Source organism: Streptomyces sp. NPDC006193 (assembly GCF_040613915.1).
Lineage (GTDB): Bacteria > Actinomycetota > Actinomycetes > Streptomycetales > Streptomycetaceae > Streptomyces.
Map to the genome: position 1 here is coordinate 39,634 of NZ_JBEXTB010000004.1, position 23,473 is coordinate 63,106.

Sequence of the window (23,473 nt, forward strand, 5' to 3'; positions counted from 1 at the left end):
CGCGTCACGGAGTTTTGAGCGCGGTGACGAAGGGGGCCCAGGCGGTGGTGGTGAGGAGGAGGACGGGGCCGTCGGGGCGCTTGGAGTCGCGTACGGGGACGAGGCCGGGGACGTCGTCGGCCACTTCGACGCAATCGCCGCCGTCCCCGTTGCTGTGGCTCGACTTGCGCCAACGGGCGGCGCCGGTGAAGTCACGCGCCACTTCGACGCAATCGCCGCCGGTTGCGTTGCTGTAGCTACTTCTGAACCAAAGCGCATCACTCAAGTCGATCCGGGCGGTTGCCATTTCGATAGTCCTCTGCCGCAGCTTCGATCAGGTTGAGGGACGCCTCCGGTGACAGCGCGACGGCCCTGAGCCGATCGTACGACCTGCGGTACTCCTTCACGAGAGCTGGATCATCGATGGTGTCGCCGCTGTGCAGCGCCTCCGTGTAGAACAGTGGTGGGGCATCAGGGAAGGTCATGATCTTCGCCGAGCCAGTCATGAACGGGTGTGCCACGCACTTTCGCGGCACGACCTGCGAAGTGATCCGGCGGCGCTTGGCCAACTCGACGATTCGGTCCAGCTGTGCCGCCATATCTCCGGGTGCCAGAAGCGGATCGGTGATCAACGACTCGTGCAGGATCACCCAGTATTCCGGGGTGTGGTGATCCGCCTCGAAGAGGTCGGCGCGCGCCATCCGGGCGCTGACCTTCTCCTCCACTTCGGCGTCGGCGGACAAGGGGAGCCCCGCCAGGATCACCGCCCGCGCGTAGGCCGGTGTCTGAAGCAGCCCCGGGAGGAGCATCGGGCACCACTCCTCGATGGTGAGGGCGTGCTTCTCCGCCTCCAGCACCTTCTCGAAGTACGCGGCGTGCCCGGTCCTCCGCGCCTTCCGCACATCCTCGCAGTTCCGCTCGAAGAAGCCGTCCGTCCCCAGCACCCGGTCCGCGTGCCGGGCCAGGTCGATCGGCATCCTCCGTTCCCCGCGCTCGATGTCGCTGAGGTACGTCTTGCCGTAGAAGCTGCCCTCCAGGAACGCTTCCAGGGACAGGCCCGCCGCCTCCCTCTTCCACCGCAACTCCTTGCCGTAGAAGGTCGGGACGCCGGCCGAGCCGTCGATGTCCTTCCCCGGAGCCACCGCTCGTCCTCCTCCGCTGCCGTGGTCGCGAACGCGAAACCGCTTCCACGGTAGCGAGTACGACGACAGGCTGTGAGGTGTTCGTCACACACCGCACAGAAGGTGGCCGCACTCCATGCACGACCGCTCCCCCACCGCCTACGACGTGATCCTCTGCGTCGAGGAACTGCGCAGCGCCCTCGCTTTGCACGGGATCACGCTGCCCTCCCTCCGGGTCGACCTGCCGAGTTTCGCGGGTACGTACGACCCGCCCGCCGGGCTCGTCACGCTCGGCAACTGCAACACGGCCACGGCACGTTCCCTCGCCGCCGCACTGAGGAAGGCGGCGGCCGAGTGAGGACGCTCCTCGAAATCGACCTGCTCGCCACGCCGAAGGCCGCGCCGGAGCTGCGTCACCTCCTGCGCGGGCACTCCTTCGACGTCCGGCTGTGCGCGACGGAGTTGCTGACGAACGTCCTCGACCATCTGGGCGAGGGCACGCCGGTGACCGTCCGGGTCACACGTTCGGCGGATCACGGCGGTACCCGCATCGAGGTGACCGACCCCGACCCGCGCGCGCTGCCCGTCCTGTCGGCCGCCACGGCGACGGAGGAGTCCGGCCGGGGCCTGGCGCTGCTGGACGCGCTCGCCGAGCGGTGGGGCGTGGACCAGGGGCCCGGCAGCAAGACGGTCTGGTGCGAACTGGGGGACTGAGCCGCGCCGCGCCCGGCGTCGGCGCCGGGCGCCGGGCGCCGGGCGCCGGGCGCCGGGCGCCCGCAGCCGGTTCATTGCCTGAAGCTCCTGTTCTGCGGGGTGCGGCGAACTGTCGCATATTGGCTCGTAGTGATTTCTCCCGGGGACGGGGCGGCTCCCTGTGTCGCCCCGGCAGGCCGGTACCAGCAGGCCGAGTCGGCGCCTTCTCGTACCGCCCCGGGATCCACGCCACGGCTCCCCCGCAGGCGGTCCCGGGTGGCCGTCGCCCCCGCACGCCCTCGGAAGTGACGCGCCCAGCGGCGCACCAAGGAGGCTGTATGTCGTCCCATGACCCGGCAGTGCTCGACTGCCCCTTCGACTTCGCCGACGCGCTGGAGTTCGACCCCTCGCTGGCCTCGCTGGCGCGGCGCGGGCCGGTCAGCCGGATCCGGCTGCCCTACGGTGAGGCCGAGGCGTGGCTGGTGACCAGCTTCGCCGGAGTGCGCCAGGTGACGTGCGACCCGAGGTTCAGCCGGGCGGCGATCATCGGGCGGGACTATCCGAGGATGACGCCGGAACCCATCGTGTCGCCGGAGTCGATCAACGTGACGGACCCGCCGCGCGTCACCCGGCTGCGGCAGGTGGCGGCCCAGGCGTTCACCCGGGAGCGGGTGGCGGAGATGCGGCCCGCCGTGGACGGCGTGGTGGCGGGGCTGCTCTCGGCGGTGGCCGAGGCGGGGCCGCCCGCGGACCTGGTGACCCGCCTGTCGGTCCCGCTGCCCCACCTGACGATCTGCGAACTGCTGGCCGTGCCCGAGGCCGACCGCGAGCAGTTGCGCGCGTACACCATGCGGCTGCTGGCCACCTCCCCGGAGGCCCGGCAGGACGCCGCCGACGCCAAGGCCGACCTGCGGGCGTACTTCGCCGGGCTGATCCCGGACCGGCGCAGGACGCCGGGCCGGGACCTGCTGAGCGCGATGGCGACCGCGCAGCCGCCGTCGGGCGAGGAGCCGCTGAGCGACGACGAGTTGGCGGTCATGGCGGTGACGCTCATCCTCAGCGGCAACGACACCGCCACCTGCCAGATCAGCAACATCGTGTACCTGCTGCTCACCCGGCCGGAGGAGCGCGCCAAGCTGGCGGGCGACCCCGGGCGGTTCCCCGACGCGCTGGAGGAGCTGCTGCGCTTCATCCCCTTCCGCAAGGGCGTGGGCATCCCGCGGATCGCGCTGGCGGACACGGAGGTCGAGGGGACCCTCATCCGCGCCGGCGAGTACGTGCACGTGTCCTACCTGGCGGCCAACCGCGACCCGGTCGTCTTCCCCGATCCGGACACACTGGACCTCGAACGGCCGGTGCGCCCGCACATGACGTTCGGGTGGGGCGGGCACCACTGCCTCGCCGCACCGCTCGCGCGGGCGGAGCTGGAGAGCGCGGTCACCGGTCTGCTGACCCGCTTCCCCCGGCTGCGGCTGGCCGTTGCGCCCGAGGAGATCGAGTGGGACACCGAGACCATCCGCCGCTTCCCGCTGCGCCTGCCGGTCACCTGGTGAAGCCGGGGCGCGGGCCGGGAGCGGCTGCGGGGCGGGCGTCGGGAGCGGCTGCGGGACGCACGCTCAGGCGCGGGTCCGCCCGGCCCCCGTCGTGCGGGACCCGGCGCCGGGGGCGCCGGTCCGGGTAGGCGGGCAGGAGGGCCCCGGGCGGAGCGGTGCGGCTCCGGCCGGGGCCCTCCTCGCCGGCGGATCAGGGGTGCAGCGCCTGCGACCCCTCCGGCAGGTGCGAGGTGACCACCCGGCCCGGGGACGGAGTCCCCCGGCGCCGGTCCACAGCGTGCGCCACGCCCGCCACGCCCAGGCCCAGTACGGCCAGCGCCGCGCCGGCGAGGGCGGGGGAGGTCGTGCCGAGGCCGGCCGCGAGGGCGAGGCCGCCGATCCAGGCGCCGCCGGCGTTGGCCAGGTTGAAGGCCGCCTGGTTGGCGGAGGAGGCGAGGGAGGGGGCCGCCGCGGCCTTCTCCATCACCATCAGCTGGAGCGGGGAGCCGGTGACGAACGCCGCCGTGCCGAGCAGGGTGACCGCCAGGGCCGCGCTCCATCCGGCCCGCATCAGCAGCGGGAACAGGGCGAGCACCACCGCCAGCGAGACCAGGCCGCCGAAGAGGGTGCCGCGCAGGGAGTGGTCGGCGAGGCGGCCGCCCAGCAGGTTGCCGGCGGTGGCGCCGACGCCGAAGAGGGCGAGCAGCGCGGTCACGCTCGCGTCGGTGTAGCCCGCGGAGCCGGTGAGCATCGGCGTGACGTAGCTGTAGGCCGCGAAGAGCGCGCCGAAGCCCGCCACGGTGGTGCCGAGCGCCAGCCAGACCGGCAGGGACGTGAGCGCCGCCAGTTCGCCGCGCAGGCCCGCCGCCGGGGCGTGGCCGCGGTCGCTCGGGACGAGCAGGGCGAGCGAGGCGATCGCGGCGAGGCCGATGACGCTGACGGCGAGGAAGGTCGCGCGCCAGCCGAGGTGCTGTCCCAGCAGGGTGGCCGCGGGCACACCGGCGATGTTGGCGACGGTCAGGCCGAGGAACATCAGGGACACCGAGCGGGCCTTGCGCTCCGGCGGGACCATCGCCGTGGCGACGACCGCGCCCACCCCGAAGAAGGCGCCGTGCGGCAGGCCGCTGAGGAAGCGGGCGGCCAGCAGGGAGCCGTTGCCGGGGGCGAGGGCGGAGAGCGCGTTGCCCGCGACGAACAGGGCCATCAGGGCGATGAGGACCGTGCGGCGGGGCATGCGGGCCGTGGCGGCGGCCAGCAGCGGGGCGCCGACGACGACGCCCAGCGCGTACGCCGAGACCAGGTGCCCGGCGGCGGGGATGGAGATGTGCAGGTCGTCCGCGACGTCGGGCAGCAGCCCCATCATCACGAACTCGGTGGTGCCGATGCCGAAGGCGCCCACGGCGAGGGCGAGCAGGGCCAGGGGCATGAAGGGGCCTTTCAGAGCGGTGCTGCCGTACAGGGGGGGAACATCTGTATGTTCCCGTACGGAACAAACCCCATCAGGCCCGGTATTCCAGCAGGTTACGAATCCGTGGCCAGCTTCACACGGGCGGCCACCGGCAGGTGGTCGCTGTCGGTGGGCGGCAGCGTCCAGGAGCTCTCCGGCTCCACGCCCCTGACCAGGATCTGGTCGATCCGCGCCATCGGGAACGACGCCGGCCAGCTGAACCCGAAGCCGCTGCCGGCCGCGCCCTGCGTGGAGCGCAGCTGCGAGGTGACGGCGTTGAGCGAGCGGTCGTTCATCGTGCCGTTCAGGTCCCCGAGCAGGACGACCCGCTGGAGGGTCTCGTCGGCGATGGCCTCGCCGAGCGCGTCGGCGCTCTTGTCGCGCTGCCGGGCGGTGAACCCGGCCGCCAGTTTCACCCGCACCGAGGGCAGGTGGGCGACGTACACCGCGACCGGGCCCCGGGGCGTGGCGACGGTGGCGCGCATCGCCCGCTTCCAGCCGAGCTTGATGTCGACGGCCTCGACCCCGGTCAGCGGGTACTTGCTCCACAGCCCGACCGTGCCCACCACCGCGTGGTGCCCGTACGTCGGCGCGAGCGCCTTCTCGTAGACGGGCACGGAGGCGGCGGGCAGCTCCTCCAGGGCGAGGACGTCGGCGCCCGAGGCGGCCACGTCCCGGGCGGTCGCGGCCGGGTCGGGATTGTCGGCGTTGACGTTGTGCGTGGCGACCGTCAGGTCCCCGCCGGCGGCGGCCTTGTCGGTGAGCAGCCCGCCGAAGAGGTTCAGCCACACCGCCGCCGCCAGCAGGACGGCGAGGAGCGCGGTCGCGGACCGGCGCAGCAGGCCGAGGACCAGCAGCACCGGGATCGCCGGCCCCAGCCAGGGCAGGAAGGTCTCGACGAGGCTGCCGAGGTTGCCCACCCGGTTGGGGATGCGGGAGTGCACCAGCATCACCAGGGCGAGCAGCAGCGACAGCGCGGCGAGGACGGTGCCGCGGCGCCAGATCCGCGGATCGCCGCGCCAGCCGGCGAGGAGGCGGTTCGCGAGGCGCCGAAGCCGGGATCCAGGTCGGTCGGGCCCCGAGCCGCCGCCCACCGTCTCCGTCATGTACGCCTGCTGCGCCATACCGTCTGCCTCACTGCCTGCCGTGCACACCGTTCGCCCCCGTTCGCTTCCGACCCTAGGGGATGATCGGCTCCGTTCCCGCCGTCACATGACGGCCGTACGGAAGACAGGGACGAACCGGCCGGTGCCGTGAGTTCCGGTCACCCCCGCGGCGGGCGGGGTCTGTGACGAAACACGCACACGAGTGCTACGGGACTGCGGACCTGACGGGCCGTAGGCCCTCCAGGACCATGTCGACGATGCGCTCGGCCAGGCCCTCGGGCAGGTCGGCTTCGGGGCGCATGACGGAGCGGACCAGCATGGGGCCGACGAACATGTCGTTGACCAGATCCAGGTCGACGTCCGTGCGCAGTTCGCCGTTCTCCTGCGCGCGGCGCAGCACTTCCAGCGCGGCGGCCCGGCGGGGCGCTATGACGCCGGCGTGGTAGGCCGCCCAGATCCGCGGGCTGCTCTTCATCTGCGCGTAGACGTTGTGCAGGATCACCGAGGAGCGCTGGAGGAGGCCCCGCCGGCGCAGGGACTCCAGCAGCACGACGAGGTCGTCGCGCAGGGAGGTGCCGGGGAGTTCGGGGTCGGGGGGCTCGGCGGCGCGCACGACGTCGACGAACAGTTCCTCCTTGTCCTTCCAGCGGCGGTAGATGGTGGCCTTGCCGACCCCGGCGGTGCGCGCCACGCGCTCGATGGAGAGCTCGGCGAGGGGGACGCCCTCCTCCAGGAGCTTCATCACGCTGTCCAGGATGGCGCGTTCCACGGCTTCGCTGCGCGGCCGGCCCCGCGCGGGTCCGTCGGGCCGCGGCCGGCTGTCGGCAAGGCTCACGTCGTTCCGTCCTCTCCTCGGCTGCGGGAATTCTCCCTCAGCCGCCTCCCTCCCGGTGGGACCGTTCGCGGACCTCAGTCCGCCGCGACCAGCTCCGGCTCCTTCTCGCCCCGCTCACCGGCCGGCGGCCGGCCCGGCAGGAACAGGGCGACCACCACGGCGCCGACCAGCGCCACGCCCGTACCGCACAGGGCGGTGACGTGCATGGCGTGCAGGAAGGCGTCGTTCGCCGGACCGACCAGCGCCCTGCCCTGCGGGCCGAGCTTCCCGGCGACGCCGAGGGTGGCCTCGATGGACTCGCCCGCGGTGTCGCGCAGGGCGGGCGGCAGCATGCCGAGCTTGCCCTCGATGCCGTTGCGGTACGAGGTGGCGAGCACCGAGCCGAGGACGGCGATGCCGAGGGCGCCGCCGACCTGGCGGAAGGTGTTGCTGAGCGCGGAGGCGGAGCCGGCCTTCTCGCGGGGCAGGGCCTGCATGATGACGACCGAGGTCGGGGTCATGATGTGCGCCATGCCGGTGCCCATCAGGAAGAACACGACCTCCAGCAGCCAGATCGGCGTGTCCGCCTCGAAACCGGCGAACGCGGCCAGCGTGACCGCGATGAGCAGCAGGCCGCCGGTGGTGGTGGCCTTGTTGCCGAACCGGTCGACGAGCAGCCGGGCGCGCGGGGCGAAGATCAGCTGCGCGGCGGCGAGCGGCAGCAGCAGCAGGCCGGACTCCAGCGGCGAGTAGCCGCGCACGCTCTGGGTGTAGAAGACGCCGAAGAAGGTGACGCCCATCAGCGCGAAGAAGACCAGCGCGATGGCGCTCATCGCCGCCGAGAACACCTTGTTCCGGAAGTAGGTGACGTCCAGCGAGGGGTGGTCGCTGCGCTTTTCGAAGACGACGAACGCGGTCAGGACGGCGAGACCGGCGGCGATGGTCCCGAGCACCTTGGCGTCGGTGAAGTCGGCCAGCTCGCCGCCCTTGATGATGCCGTAGACCAGCAGGACGAGGCCGACGACGGACAGCACCACGCCGACCGGGTCGAGGCGGCCGGGCCGGGGGTCGCGGGAGTCGGGCACCAGCCAGGCCATGAGGACCAGCGCGACGACGACGATCGGCACGTTGACGAAGAAGACCGATCCCCACCAGAAGTGGTCGAGGAGGGCGCCGCCGGTGATCGGGCCGATGGCGATGGCGAGGCCGACGCCGCCGGCCCAGATGCCGATGGCCTTGGGCTGCTCCTCGCGCTCGAACACGTTCATCAGCACGGCGAGGGTGGCGGGCATCACGAAGGCGGCGCCGACGGCCATCAGGGCGCGGTAGGCGATCAGCTGGCCCGGCGAGCCGGACTCGGCGGCCAGCGCCGAGCCGATGCCGAACACGGCGATGCCGCCGAGCAGCACCTTCTTGCGGCCGAGGCGGTCGCCGACGAGGCCGGCGGTGAACAGCAGGCCGGCGAAGACGAGGGTGTAGGCGTTGATCGCCCACTCGATCTCGCTCTGGGTGGCGCCGAGGCCGGTCGGCGCCGGGGTGGCGATGGTCTTGATGGCGACGTTCAGGATCGAGTTGTCGAGCACCACGATGAGCAGGCTCAGCATCAACACGCCCAGGATCGCCCAGCGGCGCCGGTGCACCGCTTCCGGTATCCGGGGGGCAGGGACGGGACTTGTCATGCGTCCGAGCGTACGACCATTCCGATACGGAACCGTCTCGTATCTTATTTTTTTGCCAAGGCCTTGCCCAGGTTCGGTTTCGGCCCGGGGCCGGGATCACAGGGGGGTACCCCTGGCCGACACTGGCACGAGGTGCCACCATGGAACGGATCCGGGGACGCCGTCAGGGCGCCTCGAGATGACTGAAGGAGCCGTTGCCATGACGCAGCTTCCGGCTGCCCAGAACAAGCCGTCCGATGGCACCAGGACGCTGTACGGGGGGAAGGGCACCCGCCGCATCACCGTCCGCGACATCGCCCTCGCCAAGGAGCGGGGCGAGAAGTGGCCCATGCTCACCGCCTACGACGCGATGACCGCGTCCGTCTTCGACGAGGCCGGGATCCCGGTGATCCTGGTCGGCGACTCGGCGGGCAACTGCCACCTCGGGTACGACACGACCGTGCCCGTCACCCTCGACGAGATGACCATGCTCTCGGCGGCCGTCGTCCGCGGCACGACCCGCTCCCTGATCGTCGGCGACCTGCCCTTCGGCTCCTACCAGGAGGGCCCGGTGCAGGCGCTGCGCTCGGCGACCCGGCTGGTGAAGGAGGCCGGGGTCGGCGCGGTGAAGCTGGAGGGCGGCGAGCGCTCGCACGAGCAGATCCGGCTGCTGGTGGAGTCCGGCATCCCGGTCATGGCCCACATCGGCCTGACCCCGCAGTCCGTCAACGCGATGGGCTACCGCGTGCAGGGGCGCGGCGAGGAGGCGGCGGCGCAGCTGCTGCGGGACGCGAAGGCCGTGCAGGACGCGGGCGCGTTCGCGGTCGTGCTGGAGCTGGTCCCGGCGGAGCTGGCGGCCGAGGTGACGCGGGTGCTGCACATCCCGACCGTGGGCATCGGCGCCGGTCCCGAGACGGACGCGCAGGTCCTGGTGTGGACCGACATGCTGGGCCTGACGCCGGGGCGGGTGCCGAAGTTCGTCAGGAAGTACGCGAACCTGCGCGAGGTCATGGGCGACGCGGCGAAGGCGTTCGCGCAGGACGTCGTAGGCGGAACGTTCCCGCTGGAGGAGCACTCCGTCCACTGAGCCACTGCGGCACCACCGGACAGCCCGCCGATCGTCCCCCGTCGGCGGGCTGTCCCCTTCCCGCGCCCGAACCGTCCCCTTCCCGCGCCCGGACCGGCGCCGCCCTCGCGGAGGCGGCGCCCGCCGTCGCGGTTCCCGGCCGGCGGCCGCGGCGGCCGTCGGCGACATGTCGGTGGGTGTCGGCCGGCTGTCGGCCGTCTGTCGGTGGGCCCTGGCACCGTCTTCCCCATGACACGCATCGACGACAACCCCGCCGGCGTGGGCCACGCCGTGACGGTACGGGGGCTGGTCAAGCACTACGGGGAGACCAGGGCGCTGGACGGCGTCGACCTGGACGTGCGCGAGGGCACCGTGATGGGTGTGCTCGGGCCGAACGGCGCCGGCAAGACCACCCTCGTGCGCATCCTGTCCACCCTGATCACCCCGGACGCCGGGCGGGCCACCGTGGCCGGCTACGACGTCGTACGCCAGCCCCGGCAGCTCCGCCGGGTCATCGGGCTCACCGGCCAGTACGCCTCGGTGGACGAGAAACTGCCGGGCTGGGAGAACCTCTACCTCATCGGCCGGCTGCTGGACCTGCCGCGCAAGGACGCCCGCGCCCGCGCCGACGAACTGCTGGAGCGGTTCTCGCTGACGGAGGCGGCCCGCCGCCCGGCCGGCACCTACTCCGGCGGCATGCGGCGCCGGCTGGACCTGGCCGCCTCCATGATCGGCCGCCCGGCCGTGCTGTACCTGGACGAGCCCACGACCGGCCTGGACCCGCGGACCCGCAACGAGGTGTGGGACGAGGTCCAGGCGATGGTCGGCGACGGCGTCACCGTGCTGCTCACCACCCAGTACATGGAGGAGGCCGAGCAGCTCGCCGACGAGCTGACCGTGGTGGACCGCGGCAAGGTCATCGCGAACGGCGGCATCGAGGAGCTGAAGGCCCGGGTGGGCGGGCGCACGCTGCGCGTCCGCCCGCTGGACCCGCTGGAGCTGCGGCCCCTCGCCGGCATGCTGGACGACCTGGGCGTCACCGGGCTGGCGACCACCACCGTGGACACCGCGACGGGGACGCTGCTGGTGCCCGTGCTCAGCGACGAACAGCTCACCGCGGTGGTCGGCGCGGTCACCGCGCGCGGCATCACCATCTCCTCCATCACCACCGAACTGCCCAGCCTGGACGAGGTCTTCCTGTCCCTCACCGGCCACCGCGCCAGTGCCCCGCAGGACGCCGCGCCCGCCGACGACCGCCAGGAGGTCGCCGTATGAGCTCCGCCACCCTCTCCCCGGCCGCGGCGAAGACCGACGCGCCGATCACGCCGCGCGCCCATCTGCGGCACACCGGCGCGCTGATCCGTCGCAACCTGCTGTGGATCCGGCAGGACCCGGAGTCGATGTTCGACGCGATCCTGTTCCCGGTGATCTTCACCCTGCTGTTCGTGTACGTCTTCGGCGGCTCCATCGGCAAGTCGCTGGGCGGCGGCCAGGACCAGTACGTCCAGTACGTCGTGCCCGGACTGATGGCCATGATGGGCATGAACATGGCCCAGGGCGTGGGCACCGGCTTCAACCAGGACTTCAACTCCGGTGTCATGGACCGCTTCCGCTCGCTGCCCATCGGGCGCGGCTCGGTGCTCTTCGCGAAGATAGCGGTGGAGCTGATGCGGATGCTGTTCGCGACCGTGGTGCTGATGGTGGTCGCGCTCCTCGTGGGCTACGACATCAGGCACTGGAGCGGTCTGCTGGCCTCCGTCGGGCTGTCCGTGCTGTTCGGCTCGGCGCTGATGTGGGTGTTCCTCACCCTCGGCGTGGTGATGAAGAACGCCCAGTCGGTGCAGGCGATGGGCTTCCTGGTGCTGATGCCGCTGCAGTTCGGCTCGTCGATCTTCGCGCCGACCGCGTCGATGCCGGGCTGGCTGCAGTCGTTCACCGACTACAACCCGCTCTCGGCGCTGGCCGACACCGCACGCGGCCTGATGGAGGGCGGCCCGGTCGCGCACAGCCTGTGGGTGACGCTGATCTGGTCGGTGGCGCTCACCGCGGTCATGGCCCCGGTGGCGATCCACAAGTTCCGCACGAAGAGCTGACCCGCGCCGTGTCCGCGACCAGGGCGGCGGCCTCCGCGAGGGAGAGGCCGCCGCCTTCGGCGTACGCGGCCTCGTAACCGGCGCCGGCCGCCTCGCGGACCCGGGCCTCGGTCATGGCCCACACCTCCTTCTCGATCCCGGCGACGACATGGCCGGGCGGCAGCAACGCCCGGGCGGCGCCCAGGGAGCGGGCCGCGTCGGCGCCGCGGGCGCCGCCGCCGGCGCGGGCGAGGGCCATGGCGGCGACGGTGAGGCAGATGGAGTGCAGGTGCGGGGTGACGGCCCGGGACAGCGGGTCGGCGGCGAGCCGCAGCGCCTCGCGGATCCGCGGCAGGGCCTCGCCGGGGCGCTCGTCCAGGGCGTCGACCCAGGCCTCCTGGCAGCAGATCAAGGCGTCGAACACGACGAAGCGCGCGACCGGCAGCTCCTCGCGCAGCAGCCGCAGCTGCTCGCGCGCCTCCCCGAGGCGCCCGGTCAGACCGAGCCGGCCGGCGAGGAAGAGCCGGGCCATGGGGATCGCCTCGTGGAGGGGGCCGTCCCGCCCGGCGATGACCTCCCGGAGCAGCCGCTCCCCGCGTTCGGCCTCGCCCGAGTCCAGGAGCACACCGCCGAGCCGGGCGCGGAGCACGGCGACCTGGGCGCGGGCGCCGAGCCGCTCGGCCTCGTCGACGGCCGCCTGGTACGCGGCCGCGGCCTCGCGGTGGTCGCCCTTGCGTTCGTGCGCCTCGCCGCGCGCGGACAGGGCCTCGGTGGCGCCCCAGGCGTCGCCGAGACGGCGGTAGATCTCCAGGGACTCGTCGGCGTCCCGGGTGGCGTCGCCCACCCAGGCGGTGCGGTTGGCCAGCAGGTTGGCGCGCAGCTGCAGCGCGCCGGCCAGTTCCCAGGCGTAGCCCGGGGTGTCCCGGCAGGTGCGCACACAGGCGTCCACGATGTCCCGCAGCCGGTCCACGCCGCCGGTCAGCAGCTCGGCGAAGAACCACAGGATGCCCGGCGGCCGGCAGGTCTGCGGCAGGCCGGGTTCGTAGACCCGGGTGACCGCGCGCAGCTTCGCCTGCGCCTCGGGCGTCCGCCACGCGTCGATCTCGGTGTCCATGCAGGCCATGTGGGCCAGGTGGACACCGCGCCGGGCCTCGGCGAGGACCTCGCCGGTGTACGGGGGCGGGGCGTCGGTGCAGCGCTGCCACACCGGGCGGGCGGGGCGGATCGGTTCGGCGAACGGGTCGGGGCCGAGCGCCATGACCTCCCGGCACCAGGTGCGGGTCTCGATCCGCTGGTCGCGCATCTGCCAGAACCAGAAGAGGGACAGCACCAGGCACAGCCCCTCCTGTTCGTCGCCGAGGGCGACGGCGTGCCGCAGGGCGGTGCGCAGGTTCTCGTACTCCAGCTGGAACCGGGCGATGGCGGCGCCCTGCTCGGGGCCCCGCAGCAGCGGGTCGGTGGTCCGGGCGAGTTCCCGGTAGTACGTCAGGTGGGCGCGTTCGGTCTCGGCGCGGCCGCCGGTCTCGGCGAGCCGTTCGGCGGCGTACTCGGCGACCGTCTCCAGCAGCCGGTAGCGCATCCCGCCGTCGGGTCCGGGCGCGGCCACGACGAGGGACTTGTCGACCAGGGAGCCCAGCGCGTCCAGGGCGACGGGGCCGCACACGGCCTCGGCGGCGGCCAGGTCGCAGCCGCCTGAGAAGACCGACAGCCGGGCGAGGACATCGCGTTCGTCGGCGTCGAGCAGGTCCCAGGACCAGTCCACGACGGCGCGCAGGGTCTGCTGGCGGGGCAGCACGGTACGGCTGCCGGAGGTGAGCAGCCGGAAGCGGTCGTCCAGCCGGTCCGCTATCTGACGGGGGGTCAGCATGCGCAGGCGGGCCGCGGCCAGCTCGATCGCGAGGGGCAGTCCGTCCAGGCGGCGGCAGATCTCGGCGCACGCCTCGGGGTCGTCCTCGACGCGGAAGCCGGGGCGGGCCGCCGCGCCGCGCTCGGCGAGCAGCCGCAGCGCCACCGGTTCCGGCAGCGGCTCCACCGGCCGCAGCACCTCCCCCGGCACGCCGAGGGGTTCGCGGCTGGTGGCGAGGACGGTCAGCTCCGGGCAGCGGGCCAGCAGCCGCTCGGCGAGGCGGGCCGCGGCGTCGACGACGTGCTCGCAGTTGTCGAGGACGAGCAGCATCCGGCGCCGCGCGCAGTGCTCCACCAGCCGTTCCAGCGGGTCGCCGTGCCGGTCCGTGACCGCGCGCATGCTCTCCACGCCGGCGCCGTGCAGCACGGTCTCGCGGGCGCCGATCGCGGTGAGCACCGCCTGCGGTACGGCCTCCGGGTCGTCCACCGGGGCCAGTTCGGCGAGCCAGACCCCGTCCCGGACGGTGTGCCGCACGGCCTCGGCGGCCTCCTGGGACAGCCGGGTCTTCCCGGAGCCGCCGGGCCCGAGCAGGGTGACCAGCCGGGCCCCGGCGAGGTCGGCGCGCAGGGCCGCGAGGTCGGCCTCCCGTCCGACGAAGGAGGTGAGCCGCGCGGGCAGGTTGCCCGGGCGGCCGGGCGGCTGCGCCTGCGACGGCTCCTCGCTCAGCAACGCGGCGTGCAGGGCGCGCAGTTCGGGACCGGGGTCGGAACCGAGCCGGTCCGCGAGCAGCCGCCGTACGTCCTCGTAGGCGGCGAGGGCCTGCGCGGGGCGCCCGGTGTCGCGCAGGGCGCGCAGGCGCAGCGCCTGGAGCGGCTCGTCCAGCGGGTGTTCGTCGCACAGGGCGGTCAGCTCGGGCAGCGACTGCCCGGCCCGGCCGAGGGCGAGGGCGGCGGTGTGCCGGCCGCGCAGGGCGTCGAGGCGGCGGGCCTTCCAGCGGGCCGCCTCGGCGGTGTGGCCGGGCAGGTCGGCGAGGGCGGGCCCGCGCCACAGGGCGAGGGCCTCGTCGAGGACGGCGGCGGCCTTGGCCGGGTCGCCGTCGGCGAGCGCGCGCAACCCGTCGCCGGTCAGCCGGTCGAAGCGGACGAGGTCGATGTCGTCGGGGGCGGCGGCCAGCCGGTAGCCGCCGTCGGCGGAGGCGACGGCGTCGGCGCCCAGGGCCCGCCGCAGCCGGCCGACGAGCGCCTGCAGCGCACCGGTGGCGTCCGCGGGCGGGTCTCCGCCCCACACCTCCTCCACCAGCACGCCCACCGGCACGGTGCGGCCCGCCCGGAGCGCGAGCACGCCCAGCAGGGCGCGCAGCCGCGCCCCGCCGACCGGGACGGTCGTGCCGTCGGGACGGATGGCCTGGGTGGTGCCGAGCAGCCGGTAGCGCACGGGGTCCATTCTCTCCGCAAGCCCGGGCGGCTCAGTTGGCGGCCTCCAGGTCGACGAGGACGCCGACGGCACGGCGCACCCGGAAGGGGACCCGCCGCGGCGGCTGTTCCTCCTCCTCGAACCCGTCGAACCACCGCGGGCAGCGGTCGAGGGGCTCCAGGACCGGGGCGCCGGGCGCCGGCCTCGACGCGCGCCCCGTCCCGCGCAGCACCACGGGGGAGCCTCCGGGGGCGGAGGGCGCCGCGGCGAGCGGCTCGCGGTGGGCCAGGTACTCCCGGCGCACCAGGTCGACGGCGCGCACCCGGCCGGAGGTGGCCCGCTCGGGGCCGCCGTGGTTCTCCACCCACGCCTCGGCGCCGTACCCCTCGCCCGCCCGGAGGGCCCCGGCGTCGTAGCGGACCAGCTTCCAGGCCACCTCCCCGCCCACCGCGAACGGCGTGCCGCAGCACTCCATCTGCCGGCTCTCGTAGAACACCCTGATCCGTGTCACTCCCCCACCCTCCCGGAACCGGACGGCCGCCGCGAGACGTTTTCCCCGCGAGCCCGCGGCCGGTACGGTCGCAGTTCCGACCCCCGAAGCCCGTACAGGAGTCCGCCCATGACCACCGCCACCACCCGCCACGGCGACCGACGGCTCAGTCCCGTGTTCGTGGGCATCCTGGCCGTGACGGCGGTGACCGGCTGGGCCACCTGGAGCGGGTTCGCCGCCCGGCCCGGCGTCGCGGTGTTCCTGTTCGTGACGGCGGCGTGGATCGTCTCCCTGTGCCTGCACGAGTACGCGCACGCGCGGACCGCCCTGCACAGCGGGGACATCACGGTCGGCGCCAAGGGCTACCTCACGCTGAACCCGCTGAAGTACACGCACGCCCTGCTGAGCATCGTGCTGCCGGTGCTGTTCGTGATCATGGGCGGGATCGGTCTGCCGGGCGGCGCGGTGTTCATCGAGCGGGGCCGCATCCGGGGCCGCTGGCGGCACAGCCTGATCTCGGCGGCGGGCCCGCTGACGAACGTGCTGTTCGCCGCGGTGTGCACGGCCCCCTTCTGGCTGCACGCGCTGGACGGCGTGCCCGCGGACTTCCGGTACGCGCTGGCGTTCCTGGCGCTGCTGCAGCTGACGGCGGCGATCCTGAACTTCCTGCCGGTGCCGGGCCTGGACGGCTACGGGGTGATCGAGCCGTGGCTGTCGTACCGGGTCAAGCGGCAGGTGGAGCCGTTCGCGCCGTTCGGCCTGCTCCTCGTGTTCGCGGTGCTGTGGCTGCCGTCGGTCAACGGCGCGTTCTTCGACCTGATCGACACGGTTCTGGACGGCCTGGGCGTGGACGGCTTCTCGCAGGCCTGCGGCCACGCGCTCTACCGCTTCTGGCAGGAGAGCCCGGAGATCTGCTCGCTCAGCTCGTAGCGGACGGGCGCCGGCCGGCGCTCCGGGCGCGCTTGACGTAGTACCAGGTCATGTTGGAGGTCACGCCCGCCAGCAGCACCCAGACGATCCCCAGCCAGCTGCCCTGCACGAACGACACGACCGCGGCGGCCACGGCGAGGAGGCAGACGGTCAGGGTGTAGAGGGCGATGCGGGGCATGGGGCCGGCTCCTGTCGGGGGACACTGCTACGCCACCAGTGTCCCCCATCGCCCCGGGCGGCTCACACGTCGGTGACGCGGAGCCCGGCGTGCGCCTTGTACCGGCGGTTGACGGAGATCAGGTTGGCGACCAGCGACTCCACCTGGTGGGCGTTGCGCAGCCGCCCCGCGAAGACGCCGCGCATGCCGGGGATGCGCCCGGCCAGGGCCTGCACGGTCTCCACGTCGGCGCGCTCCTCGCCGAGCACCATCACATCGGTGTCGATCCGCTCGATCTCCGGGTCCTGGAGCAGGACGGCCGACAGGTGGTGGAAGGCGGCGGTGACCCGGGAGTCCGGCAGCAGCGCGGCGGCCTGCTCGGCGGCGCTGCCCTCCTGCGGCTTGAGGGCGTAGGCGCCCTTCTTGTCGAAGCCGAGCGGGTTGACGCAGTCCACGACGAGCTTGCCGGCCAGTTCCTCGCGCAGGGAGGCCAGGGTGTCGCCGTGGCCCTCCCACGGCACGGCGACGATCACGATGTCGCTGCGGCGCGCGGCCTCGGCGTTGTCGGCGCCCTCGACGCCGTGGCCGAGCTCCCCGGCGGCGGCCCGGGCGCGCTCGGCGGACCGGGAGCCGATGATCACCTTCTGGCCGGCCCGGGCGAACCGGTAGGCGAGGCCCTTGCCCTGCGGGCCGGTGCCGCCGAGCACGCCGACGACGTACCCGGAGACGTCGGGCAGGTCCCAGGGGTCCTTGGCGGGGGCCTTCTGTGCGCTGTCGGTAGAGGTCATGGCCCGACTCTACGTCCGCCGCCGCCGGGCCCGCCGCCCGGCGCCCGCGCACCGGCTCAGGTCAGCCGGTGCACCGGCACCCGGCGGAAGGAGATCGTCTCGTAGGCCCCGAAGTCACCCGTCTCGTACAGCAGTCCGACCGTGCGGCGGTCGACGCGGACCAGGTCCGAGTAGGCGGCGGGCAGCCCGTCGACGGTGAAGGCGGTGCGCCAGGTGGTGCCGCCGTCGGCGGAGGCGCGGACCGTCATCAGGGCGCGGGCGGCGGGGTCGCCGGGGCCGGAGAAGAGGAGCAGGTCGGGGTCGCGGAGCTGGAGGACGGAGCCCTCGCAGACGGGGGCGGTCAGGCCGGCCTGGGGCCGGAAGGGCTTCACCAGGGTCCGCCCGCCGTCCGCGGAGTGGGCGTCGGCGCGGTTGCCGGGCGAGGGCGAGTCGTTGCGGGTGTTGAGGTAGACGCGGCCGTCGGGCAGTTCGGCGGCGGTGGTCTCGTTGACGTTGACGTAGCCGTCGGTGTTCTCGTCCAGGTAACCGAGGTACCAGGTCGCGCCGCGGTCGTCGCTGAGCAGGCAGTGCCCGCTGTTGTACTTCGCCTCCGCGCCGGTGTCGGCGCCGGTGGGCGGCAGGGTGTGGTTGGCGGGGACGAGGACGCGGCCGGCGCTCAGCTGGAGGGCGTGCCCGGGCGTGGTCGCGTACCAGCGCCAGCCGGGCCTCTTCACCTGCGCGGTGATCTCCTCGGGCGCGGACCAGGTGACGCCGTCGTCGTCGCTGTGCCGCACCCACACCCTGCGCCCGTCGGCGTCCGTGACCTGGCCGCGCACGATGGCGGCCTCGGTGGCGGAGGCGGCGGCGCGGATGTGCACGAGCAGGACCCGGCCGGTGTCCAGGACCACCGGGGCGGGGTTGCCGGCGAGGCCGCCGCCGTTGCTCGCGGCGACCTGCAGCGGCCCCCAGGTGCGGCCTCCGTCGGCCGAGCGCTTGAGCACGACGTCGATGTGCCCGTGGTCGGCGGCGGAGTCGGCGCGGCCCTCGCAGAAGGCGAGCAGCGTGCCGCGGTGCGTGGCGACGACCGCCGGGATGCGGAAGGCGGCGTACCCCTCCTGGCCCGCGCGGAAGGGGACGGTGGTGTCGGTCATGGCGGCTCCTCACGGCCGGGGCGGGCCGTCACCCTCCCCAGGACGGGCGAATTCCGGGTGAACCGCGCGTGACGGGTGGCCGGTTGCGGCAGGATGCGGGCGCATGGACGCCGTACGGGTCGCGTTGCTGCGGGAAGTGCTCGCCGGGACCGAGTGGGTGGGGGCCACCCGCAGGTTCGCGGGGGTGCTGCGCGGGTCGGTGGTGGCGCACGGGGGCGGGCTGCTGCTGGTGGGGACGCCGGAGTACGAGCCCTGGCACCTGGCCGCGCATCTGGTGGACGAGGCCGCGTGGTCGGGCACGCCCGAGCTGGCCCCGACGCTGGTACGCCATCACGCGCGCCCCACCGACCCCGCGCACCTGGCCGTCGGAATGGGCCGGATCGCGGCGGCGCGGCGCGGGGAGACGCTGCTGGTGGTGGCCCCGGACGAGCCCGCGCCGCTGCTGGAGCGGGTGTGCGACGCCCGGCGGGCCGGGGTGACGGTGCTGGCGCTGGGCGCGGGCGGCGAGCTGGCCGCGCTGGCGCACGACGCGCTGGCCGTGCCCGAGGGGGCGGAACTGGACCTGGACTGCGTGCAGCACCTGGTCAGCGCCGCCGCCGGGGAGAACGCGGGGGTGCCCGCGCGGGGGCGGCGCGGCTTCCGGGACCGGCTGGCGAGGCTGACGGATGCGCTGACGGCGCCGCCGCCCGCCCCCTGGTGACGCCGGGCCCGCCCCCTGGTGACGCCGGGCCCGGCCCCGCCTGCCCGCCCGCCCGGACGGGCGGGCGGGCGGGCGGGACGGGCGGGGCCGGGCGGTCAGCTCTCGTCGGTCCGGCCGCCCGCGGGGGCGTCGTGCCAGCGCGGGTCGTTCTCCCACTCCAGGTTGCGCTCGCGGGCGGTCTCCATCGCGTGCCGGGCCTCCTCGGGGGAGGCGTACGGCCCGAAGCGGTCCTTGCCGGGGCAGTCCGGCCCCTCCTCGACCGTGCGGTGCTCGAGGCAGTAGTACCACTCACCCGGCTTGCCGGCGGTGCGCTTCTTGAACAAGGCCATGGACAGCTCCTCTCGCCACCCACATGTTCCCCCGTGCCCGCTGGTTAGACTCGCTGGCATGTCTGGCCAGTCGCTGCTCGTACCAGGGGAGCTGTCTCCCACCCGTCCGGTTCCCGGCAACATCCGCCGCCCCGAGTACGTCGGCAAGCCCGCGCCGGCGCCGTACACCGGGCCGGAGGTGCAGACCCCCGAGACCATCGAGGCGATGCGGACCGCCGGCCGCATCGCCGCGCGGGCGATGGCAGAGGCCGCGAAGATCATCGCGCCCGGGGTGACCACCGACCAGCTCGACAAGGTCGCCCACGAGTACCTGTGCGACCACGGTGCCTACCCGTCCACGCTCGGCTACCGCGGCTTCCCGAAGTCGCTGTGCACCTCCGTCAACGAGGTCATCTGCCACGGCATCCCGGACTCGACGGTGCTCAGGGACGGCGACATCGTCAACCTGGACGTGACGGCGTACATCGGCGGGGTGCACGGCGACAACAACGCCACCTACCTGGTCGGGGACGTGGACGAGGAGTCGCGGCTGCTGGTGGAGCGCACCCGCGAGGCGCTCGACCGCGCGATCAGGGCGGTCAAGCCGGGCCGGCAGATCAACGTCATCGGACGGGTCATCGAGTCCTACGCCAAGCGCTTCGGCTACGGCGTCGTCCGTGACTTCACCGGCCACGGCATCAACTCCGCGTTCCACTCCGGCCTGATCATCCCGCACTACGACAGCCCGCACGCGACGACCGTCATGCGGCCGGGGATGACCTTCACCATCGAGCCGATGCTGACGCTGGGCACCCACGAGTACGACATGTGGGACGACGGCTGGACGGTCGTGACCAAGGACCGCAGGCGCAGCGCGCAGTTCGAGCACACGCTGGTGGTCACGGAGACGGGCGCGGACATCCTGACCCTGCCGTAGCGCGGGGCCGGCCCGGGCCGGCCCCGCGGATCAGCGTTCGAGGCGGACCCGGCCCCCGACCTCGGTCCACCCGGCGGGCTGCGGCGCGGTCAGGATCTGCGAACCCCTGCCCTGGACGATGTTCAGCGCGCGGCCGAGCCGCTCGGTCAGCAGCAGGGCGGCCGCGCCGGTCGCCTCGTCCTCCTCGACGCCGTCGCCCCGGCCGGGGAAGGCGCGGGCCCGCACCCGCCCGGCCGCCTCGTCCTCCCACGCCCAGGCGTACAGCCACTCCCCCGGCGGCGGGACGTCGAGCGCGTCCACCTCGGCGGCGGTGGCGTACCGGCGCAGGGTGCGCGGCGGCGCCCACTCGGCCCGGGCCTCGATCCAGCTGAACTCGCCGTCGAGGCGGACCCCGACGACTCCGGCGGGGGTCACCAGCTCGGGCACGTCGAGCAGCCAGGCCGTGCCGACGCAGGGGTGCCCGGCGAAGGGCAGGCGCAGGGTGGGCGTGTAGATGTCGATCAGCCCGCGCTCGGGGTCGTCCACGAACACGGTCTCGCTGAAGCCGAGCTTCGCCGCGAGGGCCTGCCGCTCGTCCCGCTCCGGCAGCCGCGAGCCGTCGCGGACGACGGCCAGCTCGTTGCCGTAGCCGCCGTCCGGCCCGCAGAAGACGCGGAGCACGTCGTAGTCAGTCACCAGGGCATTGAAGCATCGCGGGAACCCGAGCCGTCCTTGACCGGCCCTTTACCGTTTTGTGGCGTCTCTTCTCAGCCATCGGGATCGAGCCACGTCGGTGATCTTCCTGTGAGAGGTGAATCACGATCCGCCCGGGTATCGGCGAAGTGTGGCTCAGGTAAGTTAGGTGAGCCTCACCAGACCAGATCCGCTTGGAGCCTGCATGCGAGCCGTCCGACTGACCGTCACCGCCGCCGCCACCGCGGCCGCTCTGACCGCCCTCTCGGCCTGCACCGCGAAGAGCGATGCCAAGGACGGCGACGCGATCCGGGTCACCGCCGCCGACACGACGTGCGACACCTCCGCCACGTCCGTCCCGGCCGGCCAGGTCACCCTGAAGATAGAGAACAAGGGCTCCAAGGCGACCGAGGTCGAGATCCTCTTCCCGGACGACCGGATCGTCTCCGAGAAGGAGAACATCGGCCCCGGGACCAAGTACACGCTCACCGCCGAGGTGAAGGCCGGATCGTACGAGATCGCCTGCCGCCCCGGCATGAAGGGCCACGGCGTCCGCCAGAAGCTCACCGTCACCGGCGGCGGCGGCACCGCGAAGCGCGACCCGAAGCTGGACGGGGCCGTCGCCGAGTACCGCCGGTACGCCCAGGACCAGGCGGACGAGACGCTGCCGCGGGTCGAGACCTTCGCGAAGGCCGTCCAGGACGGCGACCTGGACGCCGCGAAGAAGGCCTACGCCCTCTCCCGCCTCGGCTGGGAGCGCACCGAGCCGGTCGCCGAGTCCTTCGGCGACATCGACCCGAAGGTCGACGTCCGCGAGGACGGCCTGGAGGACGGCCAGAAGTGGACCGGCTGGCACCGGCTGGAGAAGGCCCTCTGGAAGGACAAGAAGATCGGCGCCGAGGAGAAGGCCCTCGCCGGCCGGCTGGTGCGGGACCTGAAGGACTGGCAGGGCCGGGTCGGCAAGGCCGAGATCACCCCGACCTCCATGGCCAACGGCGCCAAGGAACTGCTGGACGAGGTCGCCACCGGCAAGGTCACCGGCGAGGAGGACCGCTACGCGCACACCGACCTGGTCGACTTCAAGGGCAACGTCGAGGGCGCGCAGAAGGCGTACGAGCTGCTGAAGCCGGTCGCCGCGAAGAACGACCCGGCGCTGGCCGAGGAACTCGACAAGCAGTTCGCGGCGCTGAACACCCTGCTGGACAAGTACCGCAAGGACAAGACGTCCTACGACTTCGTCTCCTACGACAAGGTCACCGGGGACCAGCGCAAGGAGCTGTCGGACGCGGTGAACGCGCTCGCCGAGCCGCTGTCCAAGCTGGCCGCCGCGGTCGTGAAGTAAGCGAGGGGGGCGAGGGCGATGAGCGAGACCCAGGGGACCAATCCGTCGCGGCGCGCGCTGATCGGCTGGGGCGGGGCCGGGCTCGCGCTCGGCGCGGCCGCGGCCGGCGGCGCCGTGGCCATGACCCGGGCGGGCGACGACGTGGACCCGGTGGCCGCCGAGACGGGCGGCGCGGTGGAGTTCCACGGCGTCCACCAGGCCGGCATCGCCACCCCCGTGCAGGACCGGCTGCACTTCGCCGCGTTCGACGTCAAGACCGACGACCGCGACGCGTTCGTCCGGATGCTGAAGGACTGGACGGAGGCGGCCCGGCGGATGACCGCCGGGAAGCCGGTCGGCGAGGGCGCGTACGGCGGGCTCGCCGAGGCCCCGCCGGACGACACCGGCGAGGCTCTCGGGCTCAAGCCGTCCCGGCTGACCCTGACCATCGGCTTCGGGCCGTCGCTGTTCGACCGGTTCGGACTGCGGGACCGGCGGCCCGACGCCCTCGTCGACCTGCCGAAGTTCCCCGGCGACAACCTGGACCGGGCCCGCACCGGTGGCGACCTGTGCATCCAGGCGTGCGCCGACGACCCGCAGGTCGCCGTGCACGCCGTCCGCAACCTCGCCCGCATCGGCTTCGGCAAGGTGGCCGTGCGCTGGTCCCAGCTCGGCTTCGGCAAGACCTCCTCCACCACCCCCGACGCGCAGACCCCGCGCAACCTCTTCGGGTTCAAGGACGGCACCCGCAACATCGCGGGCACCGAGACCGAACGGCTGAAGAAGTTCGTGTGGGTCGGCGACGGCGACGGACCGGACTGGATGACCGGAGGGTCGTACCTGGTCGCCCGGCGCATCCGCATGAACATCGAGACCTGGGACCGCACCTCGCTGCAGGAGCAGGAGGACGTGTTCGGCCGGGACAAGCGCGAGGGCGCCCCCGTCGGCAAGGCCGGGGAGCACGACGAGCCGTTCCTGAAGGCGATGAAACCGGACGCGCACGTGCGGCTCGCCCACCCGGACTCCAACAACGGCATCACCATCCTGCGCCGCGGCTACTCCTTCACCGACGGCACCGACGGCCTCGGCCGCCTCGACGCGGGCCTGTTCTTCCTCGCCTACCAGCGGGACGTGCGCAAGGGCTTCATCCCGCTGCAGCGCAACCTCGCGGCCCACGACGCGCTCAACGAGTACATCCAGCACGTGGGTTCGGCGGTCTTCGCGATCCCGCCGGGCGTCCGGGACTCCGGCGACTGGTGGGGCCGCACGCTGTTCTCGAAGGAGGCGTAGCCC

Annotated in this window: 24 protein-coding genes; 11 read left to right on the forward strand and 13 right to left on the reverse strand. The window is 73.5% G+C overall.

Translation table 11 applies throughout. From position 1 onward, the window contains the following. Window positions 1–4 precede the first annotated feature (4 nt). Complete coding sequence (locus tag ABZ261_RS05665; protein WP_356855631.1) at window positions 5–286, reverse strand: DUF397 domain-containing protein; 282 nt, start codon at window positions 284–286, stop codon at window positions 5–7. Continuing rightward, window positions 258–1,121, reverse strand: coding sequence for a helix-turn-helix transcriptional regulator (locus ABZ261_RS05670; RefSeq protein ID WP_356855633.1), 864 nt, complete (start codon window positions 1,119–1,121; stop codon window positions 258–260). Before ABZ261_RS05670 ends, ABZ261_RS05665 begins: the two co-directional genes overlap by 29 nt. Before the next feature lie 115 nt (window positions 1,122–1,236). On the opposite strand from ABZ261_RS05670, the gene ABZ261_RS05675 reads away from it, so the two are divergent. From ABZ261_RS05675 to ABZ261_RS05685, 3 genes are all read left to right on the forward strand, one after another. Further along, the gene (locus tag ABZ261_RS05675) at window positions 1,237–1,458 is read left to right on the forward strand and encodes a hypothetical protein (RefSeq protein ID WP_356855635.1); all 222 of its coding nucleotides are present in this window, start codon (window positions 1,237–1,239) and stop codon (window positions 1,456–1,458) included. After that, on the forward strand, window positions 1,455–1,814 hold the full coding sequence (locus tag ABZ261_RS05680) for an ATP-binding protein (RefSeq protein WP_356855637.1): 360 nt from the start codon (window positions 1,455–1,457) through the stop codon (window positions 1,812–1,814). Before ABZ261_RS05675 ends, ABZ261_RS05680 begins: the two co-directional genes overlap by 4 nt. A 317-nt stretch (window positions 1,815–2,131) precedes the next feature. After that, on the forward strand, window positions 2,132–3,346 hold the full coding sequence (locus ABZ261_RS05685; protein ID WP_356855639.1) for a cytochrome P450: 1,215 nt from the start codon (window positions 2,132–2,134) through the stop codon (window positions 3,344–3,346). Between the two features lie 190 nt (window positions 3,347–3,536). On the opposite strand, the gene ABZ261_RS05690 is transcribed toward ABZ261_RS05685, so the two are convergent. The 4 genes from ABZ261_RS05690 to ABZ261_RS05705 all read right to left on the reverse strand — a co-directional run bounded on the left by ABZ261_RS05690 (window position 3,537) and on the right by ABZ261_RS05705 (window position 8,371). After that, on the reverse strand, window positions 3,537–4,751 hold the full coding sequence (locus ABZ261_RS05690; RefSeq protein ID WP_356855641.1) for an MFS transporter: 1,215 nt from the start codon (window positions 4,749–4,751) through the stop codon (window positions 3,537–3,539). 95 nt (window positions 4,752–4,846) lie between these two features. Next, window positions 4,847–5,896, reverse strand: a complete 1,050-nt coding sequence (locus ABZ261_RS05695; protein ID WP_356855643.1) for an endonuclease/exonuclease/phosphatase family protein — start codon at window positions 5,894–5,896, stop codon at window positions 4,847–4,849. Between the two features lie 187 nt (window positions 5,897–6,083). Beyond that, entirely contained in the window at window positions 6,084–6,713 is a 630-nt protein-coding gene (locus ABZ261_RS05700; RefSeq protein WP_356855645.1) for a TetR/AcrR family transcriptional regulator, read from the reverse strand. 74 nt (window positions 6,714–6,787) lie between these two features. Then, entirely contained in the window at window positions 6,788–8,371 is a 1,584-nt protein-coding gene (locus tag ABZ261_RS05705) for an MFS transporter (protein WP_356855647.1), read from the reverse strand. Between the two features lie 199 nt (window positions 8,372–8,570). Here ABZ261_RS05705 and panB point away from each other — a divergent pair, with 199 nt between their 5' ends. The 3 genes from panB to ABZ261_RS05720 all read left to right on the forward strand — a co-directional run bounded on the left by panB (window position 8,571) and on the right by ABZ261_RS05720 (window position 11,509). Beyond that, on the forward strand, window positions 8,571–9,437 hold the full coding sequence (gene panB / locus ABZ261_RS05710; protein WP_356855648.1) for a 3-methyl-2-oxobutanoate hydroxymethyltransferase: 867 nt from the start codon (window positions 8,571–8,573) through the stop codon (window positions 9,435–9,437). 228 nt (window positions 9,438–9,665) lie between these two features. Next, the gene (locus ABZ261_RS05715; protein WP_356855650.1) at window positions 9,666–10,691 is read left to right on the forward strand and encodes an ATP-binding cassette domain-containing protein; all 1,026 of its coding nucleotides are present in this window, start codon (window positions 9,666–9,668) and stop codon (window positions 10,689–10,691) included. Further along, entirely contained in the window at window positions 10,688–11,509 is an 822-nt protein-coding gene (locus tag ABZ261_RS05720) for an ABC transporter permease (protein ID WP_356855652.1), read from the forward strand. The genes ABZ261_RS05715 and ABZ261_RS05720 overlap by 4 nt, the downstream gene beginning before the upstream one ends. Here ABZ261_RS05720 and ABZ261_RS05725 read toward each other — a convergent pair. Together ABZ261_RS05725 and ABZ261_RS05730 are read right to left on the reverse strand one after the other, a co-directional pair. Continuing rightward, complete coding sequence (locus tag ABZ261_RS05725) at window positions 11,466–14,777, reverse strand: BTAD domain-containing putative transcriptional regulator (protein WP_356855654.1); 3,312 nt, start codon at window positions 14,775–14,777, stop codon at window positions 11,466–11,468. The genes ABZ261_RS05720 and ABZ261_RS05725 overlap by 44 nt on opposite strands. A 22-nt stretch (window positions 14,778–14,799) precedes the next feature. Beyond that, a complete protein-coding gene (locus tag ABZ261_RS05730; RefSeq protein WP_356855656.1) occupies window positions 14,800–15,258 on the reverse strand; it encodes a DUF6578 domain-containing protein in 459 nt (152 codons plus the stop codon). A gap of 108 nt (window positions 15,259–15,366) precedes the next feature. Between ABZ261_RS05730 and ABZ261_RS05735 the strand changes: the two genes are divergently transcribed. Beyond that, a complete protein-coding gene (locus ABZ261_RS05735; protein WP_356855658.1) occupies window positions 15,367–16,167 on the forward strand; it encodes a site-2 protease family protein in 801 nt (266 codons plus the stop codon). Here the strand turns inward: ABZ261_RS05735 and ABZ261_RS05740 are convergent. From ABZ261_RS05740 to ABZ261_RS05750, 3 genes are all read right to left on the reverse strand, one after another. Then, complete coding sequence (locus tag ABZ261_RS05740) at window positions 16,157–16,345, reverse strand: hypothetical protein (protein ID WP_356855660.1); 189 nt, start codon at window positions 16,343–16,345, stop codon at window positions 16,157–16,159. The two genes, ABZ261_RS05735 and ABZ261_RS05740, sit on opposite strands and share 11 nt — an antisense overlap. Before the next feature lie 62 nt (window positions 16,346–16,407). After that, window positions 16,408–17,112, reverse strand: a complete 705-nt coding sequence (gene npdG / locus ABZ261_RS05745) for an NADPH-dependent F420 reductase (RefSeq protein WP_356855662.1) — start codon at window positions 17,110–17,112, stop codon at window positions 16,408–16,410. 56 nt (window positions 17,113–17,168) lie between these two features. Then, entirely contained in the window at window positions 17,169–18,242 is a 1,074-nt protein-coding gene (locus ABZ261_RS05750; protein ID WP_356855664.1) for a sialidase family protein, read from the reverse strand. Window positions 18,243–18,345: 103 nt separating this feature from the next. Here ABZ261_RS05750 and ABZ261_RS05755 point away from each other — a divergent pair, with 103 nt between their 5' ends. Continuing rightward, entirely contained in the window at window positions 18,346–18,942 is a 597-nt protein-coding gene (locus ABZ261_RS05755; protein WP_356855666.1) for a hypothetical protein, read from the forward strand. Between the two features lie 95 nt (window positions 18,943–19,037). On the opposite strand, the gene ABZ261_RS05760 is transcribed toward ABZ261_RS05755, so the two are convergent. After that, window positions 19,038–19,271, reverse strand: coding sequence for a hypothetical protein (locus ABZ261_RS05760; protein ID WP_356855668.1), 234 nt, complete (start codon window positions 19,269–19,271; stop codon window positions 19,038–19,040). Between the two features lie 58 nt (window positions 19,272–19,329). Between ABZ261_RS05760 and map the strand changes: the two genes are divergently transcribed. Next, window positions 19,330–20,187 (forward strand): type I methionyl aminopeptidase, encoded by an 858-nt coding sequence (gene map / locus ABZ261_RS05765; RefSeq protein ID WP_356855670.1) that lies wholly within the window; start codon window positions 19,330–19,332, stop codon window positions 20,185–20,187. 30 nt (window positions 20,188–20,217) lie between these two features. Here map and ABZ261_RS05770 read toward each other — a convergent pair whose 3' ends face one another. Next, complete coding sequence (locus tag ABZ261_RS05770) at window positions 20,218–20,862, reverse strand: PhzF family phenazine biosynthesis protein (RefSeq protein WP_356855672.1); 645 nt, start codon at window positions 20,860–20,862, stop codon at window positions 20,218–20,220. Window positions 20,863–21,064: 202 nt separating this feature from the next. Here ABZ261_RS05770 and efeO point away from each other — a divergent pair, with 202 nt between their 5' ends. Continuing rightward, window positions 21,065–22,201 (forward strand): iron uptake system protein EfeO, encoded by a 1,137-nt coding sequence (efeO, locus tag ABZ261_RS05775; protein ID WP_356855674.1) that lies wholly within the window; start codon window positions 21,065–21,067, stop codon window positions 22,199–22,201. An 18-nt stretch (window positions 22,202–22,219) separates the two neighbouring features. After that, window positions 22,220–23,470, forward strand: a complete 1,251-nt coding sequence (gene efeB / locus ABZ261_RS05780; protein ID WP_356855676.1) for an iron uptake transporter deferrochelatase/peroxidase subunit — start codon at window positions 22,220–22,222, stop codon at window positions 23,468–23,470. The last annotated feature ends 3 nt before the right edge of the window (window positions 23,471–23,473 follow it).

What these genes read in the sequence shown, in the direction of transcription:
- ABZ261_RS05695 (WP_356855643.1), bottom strand. Translation starts at nt 5,896, where the DNA reads ATGGCGCAGCAGGCGTACATGACGGAGACGGTGGGCGGCGGCTCGGGG.
- ABZ261_RS05715 (WP_356855650.1), top strand. Translation starts at nt 9,666, where the DNA reads ATGACACGCATCGACGACAACCCCGCCGGCGTGGGCCACGCCGTGACG.
- ABZ261_RS05690 (WP_356855641.1), bottom strand. Translation starts at nt 4,751, where the DNA reads ATGCCCCTGGCCCTGCTCGCCCTCGCCGTGGGCGCCTTCGGCATCGGC.
- efeO (WP_356855674.1), top strand. Translation starts at nt 21,065, where the DNA reads ATGCGAGCCGTCCGACTGACCGTCACCGCCGCCGCCACCGCGGCCGCT.
- ABZ261_RS05720 (WP_356855652.1), top strand. Translation starts at nt 10,688, where the DNA reads ATGAGCTCCGCCACCCTCTCCCCGGCCGCGGCGAAGACCGACGCGCCG.
- ABZ261_RS05760 (WP_356855668.1), bottom strand. Translation starts at nt 19,271, where the DNA reads ATGGCCTTGTTCAAGAAGCGCACCGCCGGCAAGCCGGGTGAGTGGTAC.
- ABZ261_RS05735 (WP_356855658.1), top strand. Translation starts at nt 15,367, where the DNA reads ATGACCACCGCCACCACCCGCCACGGCGACCGACGGCTCAGTCCCGTG.
- npdG (WP_356855662.1), bottom strand. Translation starts at nt 17,112, where the DNA reads ATGACCTCTACCGACAGCGCACAGAAGGCCCCCGCCAAGGACCCCTGG.
- map (WP_356855670.1), top strand. Translation starts at nt 19,330, where the DNA reads ATGTCTGGCCAGTCGCTGCTCGTACCAGGGGAGCTGTCTCCCACCCGT.
- ABZ261_RS05750 (WP_356855664.1), bottom strand. Translation starts at nt 18,242, where the DNA reads ATGACCGACACCACCGTCCCCTTCCGCGCGGGCCAGGAGGGGTACGCC.
- ABZ261_RS05685 (WP_356855639.1), top strand. Translation starts at nt 2,132, where the DNA reads ATGTCGTCCCATGACCCGGCAGTGCTCGACTGCCCCTTCGACTTCGCC.
- efeB (WP_356855676.1), top strand. Translation starts at nt 22,220, where the DNA reads ATGAGCGAGACCCAGGGGACCAATCCGTCGCGGCGCGCGCTGATCGGC.
- ABZ261_RS05675 (WP_356855635.1), top strand. Translation starts at nt 1,237, where the DNA reads ATGCACGACCGCTCCCCCACCGCCTACGACGTGATCCTCTGCGTCGAG.
- panB (WP_356855648.1), top strand. Translation starts at nt 8,571, where the DNA reads ATGACGCAGCTTCCGGCTGCCCAGAACAAGCCGTCCGATGGCACCAGG.
- ABZ261_RS05705 (WP_356855647.1), bottom strand. Translation starts at nt 8,371, where the DNA reads ATGACAAGTCCCGTCCCTGCCCCCCGGATACCGGAAGCGGTGCACCGG.
- ABZ261_RS05740 (WP_356855660.1), bottom strand. Translation starts at nt 16,345, where the DNA reads ATGCCCCGCATCGCCCTCTACACCCTGACCGTCTGCCTCCTCGCCGTG.
- ABZ261_RS05665 (WP_356855631.1), bottom strand. Translation starts at nt 286, where the DNA reads ATGGCAACCGCCCGGATCGACTTGAGTGATGCGCTTTGGTTCAGAAGT.
- ABZ261_RS05725 (WP_356855654.1), bottom strand. Translation starts at nt 14,777, where the DNA reads ATGGACCCCGTGCGCTACCGGCTGCTCGGCACCACCCAGGCCATCCGT.
- ABZ261_RS05755 (WP_356855666.1), top strand. Translation starts at nt 18,346, where the DNA reads ATGGACGCCGTACGGGTCGCGTTGCTGCGGGAAGTGCTCGCCGGGACC.